General features: G+C 68.8%; 8 protein-coding genes. 4 read left to right on the top strand and 4 right to left on the bottom strand.

Annotation, left to right across the window (positions count from 1 at the left end; genetic code table 11):
• Window positions 1-19: 19 nt before the first annotated feature.
• Window positions 20-979, bottom strand: a complete 960-nt coding sequence (locus FVQ89_RS00400; protein WP_147899974.1) for a metallophosphoesterase — start codon at window positions 977-979, stop codon at window positions 20-22.
• A complete protein-coding gene (locus tag FVQ89_RS00395) occupies window positions 976-3,567 on the bottom strand; it encodes a transglycosylase domain-containing protein (protein ID WP_147899973.1) in 2,592 nt (863 codons plus the stop codon). Before FVQ89_RS00395 ends, FVQ89_RS00400 begins: the two co-directional genes overlap by 4 nt.
• Window positions 3,568-3,620: 53 nt before the next feature.
• Here FVQ89_RS00395 and FVQ89_RS14690 point away from each other — a divergent pair, with 53 nt between their 5' ends.
• Both FVQ89_RS14690 and FVQ89_RS00385 read left to right on the top strand, forming a co-directional pair.
• Complete coding sequence (locus FVQ89_RS14690; protein ID WP_147899972.1) at window positions 3,621-3,785, top strand: DUF4177 domain-containing protein; 165 nt, start codon at window positions 3,621-3,623, stop codon at window positions 3,783-3,785.
• Window positions 3,782-4,240, top strand: coding sequence for a RidA family protein (locus FVQ89_RS00385; RefSeq protein WP_147899971.1), 459 nt, complete (start codon window positions 3,782-3,784; stop codon window positions 4,238-4,240). The genes FVQ89_RS14690 and FVQ89_RS00385 overlap by 4 nt, the downstream gene beginning before the upstream one ends.
• A gap of 152 nt (window positions 4,241-4,392) precedes the next feature.
• On the opposite strand, the gene acs is transcribed toward FVQ89_RS00385, so the two are convergent.
• Window positions 4,393-6,363 (bottom strand): acetate--CoA ligase, encoded by a 1,971-nt coding sequence (gene acs / locus FVQ89_RS00380; RefSeq protein WP_147899970.1) that lies wholly within the window; start codon window positions 6,361-6,363, stop codon window positions 4,393-4,395.
• Window positions 6,364-6,825: 462 nt separating this feature from the next.
• Here acs and FVQ89_RS00375 point away from each other — a divergent pair, with 462 nt between their 5' ends.
• Window positions 6,826-7,761, top strand: coding sequence for a TadA family conjugal transfer-associated ATPase (locus FVQ89_RS00375; RefSeq protein WP_255513316.1), 936 nt, complete (start codon window positions 6,826-6,828; stop codon window positions 7,759-7,761).
• The gene (locus tag FVQ89_RS00370; RefSeq protein ID WP_147899968.1) at window positions 7,758-8,687 is read left to right on the top strand and encodes a hypothetical protein; all 930 of its coding nucleotides are present in this window, start codon (window positions 7,758-7,760) and stop codon (window positions 8,685-8,687) included. The genes FVQ89_RS00375 and FVQ89_RS00370 overlap by 4 nt, the downstream gene beginning before the upstream one ends.
• A gap of 76 nt (window positions 8,688-8,763) precedes the next feature.
• Here FVQ89_RS00370 and FVQ89_RS00365 read toward each other — a convergent pair whose 3' ends face one another.
• Window positions 8,764-11,895, bottom strand: coding sequence for a hypothetical protein (locus FVQ89_RS00365; protein ID WP_147899967.1), 3,132 nt, complete (start codon window positions 11,893-11,895; stop codon window positions 8,764-8,766).
• Window positions 11,896-11,910: the final 15 nt, after the last annotated feature.

The following is an 11,910-nucleotide window of genomic DNA, read 5'->3' as shown; positions in this document are numbered from 1 at the left end:
CTGACGAGGCGGCGGGCGGCTAGAGGCTGACCGGAGTCAGCGTCATCACGATCGCCTCCGGCGGGCACGCGAACCGCACCGGTGCGTAGATCGACGTGCCGAGCCCCGCCGACACCTCGAGGAACGCGCTCTGCGCTCCCGTGCGCCAGACGCTCAGGCCCTGGGCCTGGGCCGGCGGGATGTCGCAGTTCGTGACGAGAGCCGGGCGCCCCGGGATCCGCACCTGGCCGCCGTGGGTGTGACCGGCGAAGATCAGGTCGGCGCCCTGGGAGACGAACGCATCCAGCACGCGACGGTACGGCGCGTGAGTCGCGGCGATCGTGAGCACCTGGCGCCGCTCGTCCGTCGACCACTCGACGTTCTCGCGCAACTCCTCGACCGCGCCCGGCAGCTCGCCGAGGCGATCCCATCCCTTGTGCGCGTCACCCGTGCCGAAGAGCTCCAGTCGAGTGCCCTTCACCTCCACCGCACGCACCGCGTTGTTCAGGTCGAACCATCCGAGCTCATCCACCAGATACGCGTTGAGCGCAGCCGTGTCGAGATCCGGGGAGCGCTTCGTGCGCCGAGCCTTGTCGCGCGGAGCGAAGTATCCGAACGGGTTCTTGAACTCCGGGCCGAAGTAGTCGTTCGAGCCGTGCACGAACAACCCTGCGGCGCCGGCGAACGGCTCGAGCGCACGACGGATGCCGTCGATCCCGTCCGCGTGGCCCAGATTGTCGCCCGTGTCGATCACGAGGTCCGGCTCATACACGGCGAGCGAGCGGACGAAATCCTGCTTCGCCCGCTGCCACGGTGCCATGTGCAGATCGCTCAAGTGCAGGATCGTGATCGGACGCGCATCCGGTTCGAGCACCGGCAGCGTCTCGTGGCGCACCGTGAAGCGGTTGCGCTCCACCGCGACGCCCCAAGCGAGCGTCGCGGCGCCCGCGGCGGCGACGGCACCGAGGGTGCCGCCGATCGCGCCCGCGGAGCGGCTCACGGCCCGTCGCAAGAGAGCTGTCGGACGGTCAGCGTGACCTTCTTCTTCGGATTCATCATCGTTCCGGCCGCCGGATCCTGCGCCACGACCGTGCCGATCGACCCCGGATCGGCATCCGGATCGGCGACCTCACACGCCTGCGAGAAGTTCGCGAACCCTTGGCTGCGGAGAGCAGACTTCGCACCCTCGTAGTCGTAGCCCATGTTCGATACATCCGGGAGGGCAACCGCGAGCCCGTTGCTCACATACACCTTCACGCCGCTGCCCTTCGGCACCGATGCGCCCGATCCCGGCTCCGTCTTCACGACCGTGCCTGCAGGCTCGTCGGAATCCACCGACCCTGCGTCGACATACGAGAGCTTGGCGAGCTCGATCGCGGCCTTCGCCTGCTCGGCCGTCATGCCCACGAGGTTGTCGGGGACGATCACCGGAGTACCCGAGAGCAGCGAGGAATCAGCGCCGGGGAACGCGTGCCCCGGATACTTCGAGTCGATCGCCAGCGCGATCGGCTTGAAGATGTAGTGGCGCAGCGAACCGCCGTAGTTGCCGTTGATCGAGATCGCACGGAGGCTCTGGTCGCCGACGATGTTGCCGACCCACACCGTGGTCGACACTTCGGTCGACGAACCCGACATCCAGGTGTTCTGCGCCTTGTTCGCGGTACCGGTCTTGCCGATGTAGGGGGTTCCGTCGTTCGGGTTGGACGCGCTACCCGTACCGGAGGTCATCACCATCCCCATCGCGTACGCGGCCGTATTCGCCACGGCGGGCGATGCGAGCGTGGGGTTGCACTCCTGCTCCTGGCCACCCAGCTCCGTGCCGTCGACGGCGGTGATCTGGTCGATGATGATCGCCTTGCAGAAGGTGCCCTGGTTAGCGATGCCCGCATATGCCGCGGCGGTCGTCATCGGGACGAAGTTGTTCTCACACCCACCGAGGGAACACGCGGGGCGTGTCGCGATGTCCGACCCATCCGCTGCGCCATCCGCGCGGTGCATGCCGAACGAGCGCGCCATCTCGCGGATGTCGCACTGGTCGAGCTCGGCCGCCATCTGGGTGAACACCGAGTTCACGGATGCCGCCGTACCTCGGGCAGCCGTGTACAGGCCGCGCTCACCCGAGTCGTTCTTGTAGGTGTAGTCAGGCCCAGTCCACGGCCCGTTGCAGGAATCCTGGAACGACGACATCGGCATGCTCAGGATGCTCGCGTTGAACGTCTCGTTGATACCGTGCCCCGCCGCAAGGAAGGTCAGCAGCGTGAACGGCTTATACGTCGAACCCGGCTGGTAGCCCTTCGAGGCGCCATGAGCCTCATCGGCCGAGAAATTCACAGCCGTCGTCGTCAGCTTGTCACCGTCGCCGGTGTCGTCGAACGTCTTGTTCTGCGCCATGATCAGGATCCGTCCGGTCCCGACCTGCACGCTCGTCACGGCCGCACCCAGCTGCATGCTGGTCACGTTCGCCGGAGCGTACTGCTTCGCCACATCCGTCGCCGTCTTCTGCAGCCACGGGTCGATCGACAGGACGACCGTGAGCCCGCCCTCCTTCCAGCGAGCGAGCTGCTCCTCCTTCGTCGCGCCGAGCGAAGGAACCTCGCCGTTGAGGATCGTCTTCAGAGCGAAATCGCACGGGTAGCGGTATTCCACCGGTGCCGACGTGCAGCCACTGCGAGGGGTGTTCTGGCTCACCGTCGTGTCATCGACGGGGGTCTCCTTCGCCTCCGTGTACTGCTCGTCCGTCAAGTGGCCCTGCTCGTGCATCCACCACAGGATGAGATCGCGGCGCTCCTTGTTGCGCTCGAAGTTCTCCGGATTGTTGAGCCCGTTCCTGCTCGGGTTCTGCACGATCGCGATCAGGCTCGCCGCCTGCGCGGGAGTCACATCCGCCGCCGAGGTACCGAAGTAGCGCTGCGCGCCCGCCTCGACCCCATAAGTCGTGCCGCCCATCAGCACGATGTTGAGGTACCCCTGAAGGATCTCGTCCTTCGTGTACTTCTTCTCCAGACCGATCGCGAGCTTCATCTCCTTGAGCTTGCGGTTCAGGTCCGGATACGTCGCCGCGCGGATCGCCGCGTCGTAGTCGTCCTGGGTGAACTCGTCCGAGATCGGCGTGTTCACCGCACGCAACACGAGGATGTTGCGCACCAGCTGCATCGACAGAGTCGAGGCGCCACCCGAATCGCTCTCACCGCTCAACTGCCCGATCGCCGCACGCACGAGCGACGGCAGATCGACGCCACCGTGCTCATAGAAACGGCGATCCTCACCATCGATCGCCGCCCACTTGAGGTCCTCGTCGATGCTGTCGAGCGACACCTCCTCGCGGTTCTGGTTGAAGACATCCGCGATCTTGATCTCGTTGCCCTTGGCGCCGAGCGCCACGAACGTGTTCCGCTGCTGCTGCTGCGCGATCTCGATGTAATCGGGCATCTCCTGGAACACGGTCGTCGAGTTCGTCGCGGTGATGCCGGTGACAGCGATCGCAGGGGCGACCATGACAGCCACCAGAAGACCGGCGATCGCGCTGAAGCCGAAGAGGCCGAGGCCTGCGCCGAGCAGACTTCTAGCCGTGGTTCGTTGAGCGGGCATAGGGTCAGGGTACGGGATCGCCCCTCCTCGATAGCTGAACGGAAGCCCGAAAAGTGCCCACCTGGGAATACCTGACGACACCCCTCCTGATCCACAACACCACCGCCATCCTGAATAATTGGGGATCCCAAGGCTGGGAGCTCGTCCAAATCGTCACCGGACCGGAAGGTGGGCTCGTGGCATACATGAAGCGACCCATCGAAGGAGAGAACGCGTGAGCGTTGCCGACCGAATCGCCGAACTCGGACTCGCACTGCCCCCCGTCGTCCCGCCCGTCGCGGCCTACGTGCCCGCCGTCGTCACCGGGAACCTCGTCTACACCTCGGGGCAGCTGCCGATGATCGGCGGAGTACTCCCCGCCGTCGGCAAAGTCGGCCGCGAAGTCTCCGCCGAAGAGGCGAAGCAGTTCGCCCAGGTCTGTGCGCTCAACGCCCTCGCGGCCGCCGAGAACGTCATCGGCTCACTCGACCGCGTCACCCGCGTCGTCAAGGTCGTCGGATTCGTCGCATCCGCCCCCGACTTCACCGGCCAGCCCGGCGTCATCAACGGCGCATCCGAGCTCCTCGGCGAGGTGTTCGGCGACGCAGGCGTACACGCCCGCTCGGCCGTCGGCGTCGCAGTGCTGCCGCTGGATGCGCCGGTGGAAGTGGAGCTGGTGCTCCAGTTCGCCTGACGCACGGGGCGCAGAGCGGGGTGGGATCGCGAGAGCGTCGCGTACCCGCGCGTGCCTTCGGCGCGCGCCCGCCAGGCCCGGTGCCTGCGACGCTCTCGCGATCCCACCCCGCACCGCTCGGCGGAGGCGGACTCGGGGGATGGGGCGAGGGGTCAGTCCTCGGGGGCTGTGCCGGTTCGCAGCTTGTCGCTGATGATCTGCATCACGGAGGTGTCGGCGAGCGTCGTCGTGTCGCCGACGGCGCGGCCCTCGGCCACGTCGCGCAGCAGGCGGCGCATGATCTTGCCGGATCGCGTCTTCGGCAGCTCGGTCACGATGAACACCTGACGCGGTCGGGCGATCGCGCCGATCGCCTGCGCCACGTGGGCGCGCAGCAGCTGGGAGAACTCGTCGTCGCTGTGCTCCTCGCGGTGCGACTGCTTCACGATGACGAACGCGACGACCGCCTGCCCCGTCGTCTCATCGGAGGCGCCCACCACGGCCGCCTCGGCGACCATCGGGTTGCCGACGAGAGCCGACTCGATCTCGGTCGTCGAAAGCCGGTGACCTGAGACGTTCATCACATCGTCGATGCGGCCGAGCAGCCAGATGTCGCCGTCCTCATCGACGTGGGCGCCGTCTCCGGCGAAATAGCGCCATCCGGACTGCGAGAACTTCTCCCAGTACGTCTCGACGAACCGCTCCGGGTCACCCCAGATGCCGCGCAGCATCGACGGCCACGGCTCGCGCACCGTGAGGAGACCGCCGTTCGGCGGGTCCACGCGGGACCCGTCGTCGGCGAGGATGTCGATCGTGATGCCAGGTTGCGGCACCTGCGCGCTCCCGGGCTTCAGCGTGGTGACCCCGGGCAGCGCGGAGATCATGATCGCCCCCGTCTCGGTCTGCCACCAGGTGTCCACGATCGGAGCCGTGCCGCCGCCGATCACGTCGCGGTACCAGACCCACGCCTCCGGGTTGATCGGCTCTCCGACCGATCCGAGCAGCCGCAGGCTCGTGAGGTCGAACTTCTGCGGGATCTGGCGCCCCAGCTTCATGAAGGAGCGGATCGCGGTGGGCGCCGTGTAGAGGATCGTCACCTTGTACTTCTCGATCAGCTCCCACCAGCGGCCCGGGTGCGGAGTGTCGGGGGTGCCCTCGTAGAGCAGCTGGGTGGCGCCGTTCGCGAGCGGACCGTAGACGACGTAGCTGTGTCCGGTGATCCATCCGACGTCGGCGGTGCACCAGTAGACGTCGGTTTCGGGGTGCAGGTCGAAGACATCGTGGTGGGTGGCCGCCGCCTGGGTGAGGTAGCCGCCCGAGGTGTGCAGGATGCCCTTGGGCTTCCCGGTGGTGCCGGAGGTGTAGAGGATGAAGAGGGGGTTCTCGGCCTCGAACGCCTGGGCCTCGTGGTCGTAGTCGGCGCTCGTCATCGCGTCGTCCCACCAGATGTCACGACCCTCGACGAAGTCGACCTCGTTGCCCCCGCGCTTGACGACGAGCACATGCTCGACGCTCGATGCGCCCTCCACTGCCTGGTCGACGGTGGGCTTCAGTGGGAACACCTTGCCCTTGCGATAACCGCCGTCTGCGGTGATGACGAGCTTCGCATTGGCGTCGTCGATGCGAGCCCGGAGCGACTCGGCGCTGAACCCGCCGAACACGACGGAGTGCACCGCACCGAGGCGCGCGACGGCGAGCATCGCGATGACCGCCTCCGGAACAACCGGGAGGTAGATCGCCACCCGGTCGCCCTGCCGGATGCCGAGGGCGGCGAGCGCGTTCGCGGCGCGCTTCACCTCGGCGGTGAGCTCGGCGTACGTGAGCGTCCGGCTGTCGCCCGGCTCGCCCTCCCAGTGGATGGCGACGCGGTCGCCGTTGCCGGCGAACACGTGGCGGTCGAGGCAGTTGTAGGCCACATTGATCCGCCCGTCGGCGAACCACTTCGCGAACGGCGGGTTGGACCAGTCGAGGACCGTCTGGAAGGGGGTGTGCCAGTGCAGCTCGCGGGCGCGCTCCGCCCAGTACCCGAGGCGGTCGGCCGCGGCGCGTTCGTACACCTCCGGTCCGGCGACGCGGGTCGCGGTGAACTCGGGGGACGGGGCGAAGCGCCGGGTCTCGGTGAGCAGGCTGTCGATCGAGGTCATGGACGTCATCATCCTTGTGTCGATTCGCGACCGTGCCTGGTAGTCGCGCGGAGGTTTTCCGGGGAACCCCACGATCCTATCCACAGCGCGCGGCGCGGTGTCGGCCCGCGCCGGATGCGTCCAGAAGACAACTCCGGACGCGCGCGTTGCGTAACCTCGGGGTACCCCGTTGCGGTGTCCTCCATTTGGAGTACACTGACCCCACCGAGCATTAAACCTCTCGGACTACGCAGCGCGGTCGATTCCCCCCAATCAAGCGTTGCTTGCGGCGGCGCCCATCCCCCCCAAATGGGCGCCGCCCCTCCGTTTAACAGGGGTTTTTGGGGCATTCGTACCGTTCAACCGGTGAACCACTGGGGTGCGCCGCCGTCCGTTCCTCCACAGTTTCGGGCGCCGCCTGCTTGTACCCCGAAATGCCGCTTGTCACCCGAAATGAGGTGGCGCGCGTTCGAAGCTGGCGGGATGGTTCACCCGCCTCCCGCGGCCTTCGGTCCGCTCGCCGCATTCCTCGTCGATGACGATGTCACGGACGTCTTCGTCAACCCCGACGGCGGGGTGTGGGTCGACCGTGGAGGCGGGGCTCGCAGCGAGCCCGCCGTGCGCATCCCTCCGGGTGAGGCGCGCGAGCTCGCGGTGCGTCTGGTCGCTCTCGGGGGACGTCACCTCGACGAGGCGACTCCGTGCGCCGACGTGCGCATCGGCGACGGCATCAGGGTGCATGGCGTCCTGCCTCCCGTGTCACCCGACGCCACGGTGCTCTCCATCCGCATTCCCCGGCGCCGCCGCGTGGGGCTCGACCAGCTGGAGGCGGCGGGGGCGTTCGGCAGGATCCCGCGGGCGTCGGTCGAGCGACTCGCCGCAGACCGAGCGAACCTTCTCGTCACGGGAGCCGGTGGCTCCGGCAAGACGACGTTGCTCAGCGCATTGCTCGGCGCGGCGCCCGCTCACGAGCGGATCGTGATCGTCGAGGACGTGGGAGAGCTCCGGGTGCCGCACCCCCACGTGATCCGGCTCGAGGCGCGTCAGCCCAACCTCGAGGGTCGGGGTGGAATCGGCCTCGACCGCTTGGTGCGAGAAGCGCTGCGGATGCGTCCCGACAGGCTCGTGGTGGGCGAGGTGCGCGGGGCGGAGCTCCGCGAGCTGCTCATCGCCCTCAATACGGGCCATGACGGGGGAGCAGGCACCCTGCACGCGAATTCGCTCGCCGATGTGCCGGCGCGGCTCGAAGCGCTGGGGGCGCTCGCGGGGTGGCCCGCGCCCGTGCTCGCGCGGCAGGCGGTCAGCGCGCTCGATGCGGTCGTGCATCTCGAGCGGCTCACCGACGGCACGCGACGTGTCGCCGAACTCGGTCGGCTGCGGCTGTCGGCGCGCGGAGAGCTCGAGGCGGAGGCGATGTGAGGGGCCGGCCGACGACGGCGACCGAGCCCGAGCAACTCGAACAGGCCGCCGAGGGAGCGCGTCGTCTCGCCGTCCTCTTGGGGGCGGGTCTCGATCCGCTCTCCGCGGTGAAGGCGCTTGCCTCCAGCGTGCATCCGCTCGCCGTTGCAGCGGGCTGCGAGAGCCCGAACGATGTACCGGATGCGATCCGCGTCGCTCTCGACGGGCAACCTGGGGCCCTCCGCACCGCGTGGCGGCTGCTGTCGGTGCAGTGGGAGCTCGCCATGGTGTCCGGTGCGCCTGTCGCTGACGCCCTCGCCAGAACCGCTGATGCGTTGTCGGCGCTCGCCGACGCGGGCCGTCAGGCGGATGCGGCACTCGCCGGGCCGCTCGCCACCGCGCGGATCGTCGCCCTGCTGCCGCTCGCGGGTGTCATGCTCGGCCTCGCCATCGGTGCCGACCCGTTCGGCGTCCTGCTGGGGACGGTGCCAGGAGCGCTCGCAGGACTTGCGGGCGCCGCCCTGCTGGCCGCCGGACGCCGCTGGAACCGCCGACTGGTCGAGGCGGCCCGCCAGGTCGAGCCGCTCGCGGGGATGGGGGCGGAGCTGCTCGCGGCCGCACTCGGCGGAGGCGTCCCGCCTGCTCGCGCCGTGGAGCTGGCGGAAGCGGCTGCGCACCGCGGCGGACTCGAGCTGAGCGCCCAGCTCGAAGCCGCGCGGGAGGTCCTCGACTTCGCCGTCCGAACCGGCGTGCCGGCCGCGGAGCTGCTGCGCGCCGAGGCGGTTCGGGTGAGGCGCACCGAGCTCGCGGATGCACTCCGCCGTGCTGCGCTCCTCGGATCGCGTCTGCTGGCGCCGCTCGGGCTGTGCTTCCTGCCGGCGTTCGTGCTGCTGGGCGTGGTGCCGCTCGTGGTGGGCATTCTGCGCGATGCGCTGTCCGCGTTCTGAGGCGCGCCGTCGCCGACACACGGAGCGGGCTCCGCCCCGGCCCAAGCCGGAGACGGAGCCCGCCCGTACTGAGGAACTACTGGTCGGCGTCCACTCGGCGACGCATGCCGCGCAGCACGAGGAGGAGGCCACCGCCGGCGAGCAGCATCACGCTGAACGCCACCCAGCCGATGACCTGGCCCGCGTTGACACCGGTACCCGCCAGGGATCCGTCTCCAGCCGGAGCCGCGGTCCCGCCGCCCGAGCCGCTACCCGAGCCGCCGGATCCGCTGCCCGAGCCGCCGCCGGTCGGAGCGCTCGGGTCGACCACTGCGAACGCGGTCGTGCCCACGGTGCCCGAGCCGTAGCCGGTCGCGACGAAGGTGTGCGATCCGAACTCCGCGTCGGCCGGGATCGTCACGGTGAACGAGACCGTACCGTCGGTGCTCACCACCGATCCGAGAGCGACGGGTTCGGAGTGCATCTCGAGCGAGACCGACTCACCGGCACGGAACCCGGAACCGGTGACCGTCACGGTGTCGCCACGCTTCGGCTTGGACGTGCTCGCGGTGAGCTTCTTGTCCTTCCCGAGCGCTTCCTCACAGGGGTCGCCCTGCACACCGACCTCCGGTAGCGCCGTGGCGCCGCCGGTCACCCCGTCGTCCTCGCGGATCGTCAGGTTGGCGAATGCGCCCGCACCCATCACCGCGTTCGAAGTGTTGGTGACGCTGACGGTGTAGACGGAGGACGCCGCTGTCGACGTCGTGCTGTTGCCCTGCGTCGGCACGTCGACTGCCTTGCAGACCTCGCCGGGGGCGAAGGTCACAGGCTGCATCGCGACGCCCACGGACCCGGAGGTCGAACCCAGCACGCTCACGTACCCGGTGATCGGCTTGCTGTCGGCGCGGTTGAGGTACACCGCGACCTGGCCGGTTCCGGGGGCGTTGCCCTCCTCGAGGATGGTCGGCGCGACGTTCACCGTGGTGCGGGTCTGCACGACGGCGGTGCCGAGGCTCGGGGTGTCGAAGGCGAGGTCGGAGAGGTAGACCCCGCCGTTCCCCGTCCCGTCGGCCCCGATGGCCGCCTTGATACGGATCTCACGCACATCGGTCAGGTCGATGCCGGTCATGTCGGCCGTCGGGATCGTGAGCTGCTGCAGCACGATCTTGTCGAGCCGCGAGTCGCCACCCGGCATCCGGTTCACCGCGAGCGGGTTGATCTCCGACGCCGCCACGCTGAACGTGTGGTTGTGACCGTCGACCACCTCGATCGTGAAGTCAGTGCCGGCCGTCACACTCTCATCCGGTGCCGTCTTGAGCGTCAGCTGGCTGCGTCCGGAGACGTCCCGCATCGTGCTCGGCACACCGATCAGCAGCTGGCCGGTGCTGACATTCGTCGGCACGGCCGAGGTCCACAGCAGTCGCGTGACCGGGTACTCCGGCACGTTCGTGGCGAGGGTAGCCGGCGTCCAGTGCGGAACCTGCGACGATCCCTTGGTCTCCGTGCAGTAGGGCAGCGACTGAGCGACCGTGCGGCCGTTCATGTTCGTGCAGATCTTGGCGCTCGCGTCTCCGGAGGTGCGGATGAGCGAGCTGTTCTGCTCGAAGCTGGTCACGAGCGACGTGGCCGACGTCGGCTGGGACGCCATGATGCGCACGTCCGCGTATTCGGTCGAGCTTGTCGAGGGCTTGATCGATCCGTCGAACAGCGGCTGGAACTCCGTCTCGCCGCCCACGGTCAGGCGGAAGAACGCCGTCATGTACGACACACCCACCTGGTACTGCTGCGCGGCGGTCAGACGCGTCGGGCTGCTCGTGTGACAGGTGGAGGGAGTCGGCAGGCCGTTGCTGTCGCGCCAGTCGTCGCTCGTCGCCGCCGGGTAGAGGCCAGGCGTCCACACGGTGTTGAAGAAGTTGTGGTCGGCACCCATCACCCACACCGCGGAGCGGAGCACGTCGTCTCCGAACGCGTGGCGCGAGTCGTCGATCATGTGCTGACCCTGCTGGTTCGACACGTCGCCGTCGCAGTAGGGCAGGAAGACCGCCGTGGGAACGTCGGGCAGCGTCATGCGACCGAAGTCGACCGGCGCGAGCGGCAGCACCGACACGATGCCGAACGGCTTCGCGAGGCCCTGGTTGAGCGTCGCCGCCGAGACGACACCTTCGCCACCACGGGAGTGACCCATGATGCCGATGTTGGTGAGGTCGAAGCGTCCCTTGAGCGACGCCGCGGTCACGCCCGACGGAGCCGCCGGCTGGTCCGTGCGCGTCGTCGCGAGGGTGAGAGCTTCATCGAGGGTGCGCGTCACGGTCACCGGCTCCGCGTCGCCCACCGGCCACGCGATGTCGTCGAACGCGACCGGCTTGCCGGCGTTGGCGTTCTTCAGCCAGCTGAGGGTGTCGAGGATGAGCTGTCCGCGCGCCTGCGCTCCGCGGTCGAGCGCGAGCTGGTTGTCGTTCGAGTTGATCGAGTTGGCGGCGATCGAGACGACGTTGAAGCCGTGCGACGCGAGCGCGCGTGCCGTTCCCTCGTATCCGAGGTAGGAGCGGATGTTCATCTGCGTCGGGCCACAGGGCCAGCGCAGCGGGTTCGATCCGGATCCCGAGCACGAGGTGTGGCGTCCGTGCAGGAGCACGATCGTCGGGCGCTCGCCGGACGCGCTCGTGAGGTAGAGCTTTCCGGTCATCTCGCCGCGGATGTCGCCGATCGCGGCGAGGGCGACGGCGCGGTCGCCGAAGTCGTACTCGGCTTCGGTCACCGCGTACTCACCGGTGTCGGCCGGGTCTGCTGCGGCCGCCGCGGGCGCCGTGAGCGGTGCGAGCTGACGCAGGAGCGTGCGGGTGTCGGGGGCGGAGTCGGCGTCGTCGGCCGAGCCCTCGAGGTCCTGCACGTCGGCGCCCGACGACCAGCCGGTCTCGACGTCGCGGGCCGAGGTGACGCGCGGGTCGTTGGTGGTGAGGGTCAGCGACAGGCCGTCGCTCGACTCGGTCGCGAGACCGAGCGGGACGCCGTCGACGATGATCGTCGGCGCGTCATCGACCATCGGCAGCGGCTCGTCGAGGTCGTAGGTGACGAGGTAACCACCGGGCGAGGTGGTCACAGACCAGTCATCGCCCTGAGCGACCACCCCGTCGTCCGCCGCGGATGCGGGGATGGCGGTGAATACGGATGCGCCGAGGGCGCAGAGGAGGACGGCAGACGCCGACCGCCTCAATCGAAATGTGGACACACTTCTCCTGAGTGA

Origin of the sequence: Homoserinibacter sp. GY 40078 (assembly GCF_008017545.1) — a bacterium.
Classification (GTDB): domain Bacteria; phylum Actinomycetota; class Actinomycetes; order Actinomycetales; family Microbacteriaceae; genus Homoserinibacter.
This window is presented reverse-complemented; position numbering and strand designations above follow the sequence as displayed.

What these genes read in the sequence shown, in the direction of transcription:
- FVQ89_RS00395 (WP_147899973.1), bottom strand. Translation starts at nt 3,567, where the DNA reads ATGCCCGCTCAACGAACCACGGCTAGAAGTCTGCTCGGCGCAGGCCTC.
- acs (WP_147899970.1), bottom strand. Translation starts at nt 6,363, where the DNA reads ATGACCTCGATCGACAGCCTGCTCACCGAGACCCGGCGCTTCGCCCCG.
- FVQ89_RS00375 (WP_255513316.1), top strand. Translation starts at nt 6,826, where the DNA reads ATGGTTCACCCGCCTCCCGCGGCCTTCGGTCCGCTCGCCGCATTCCTC.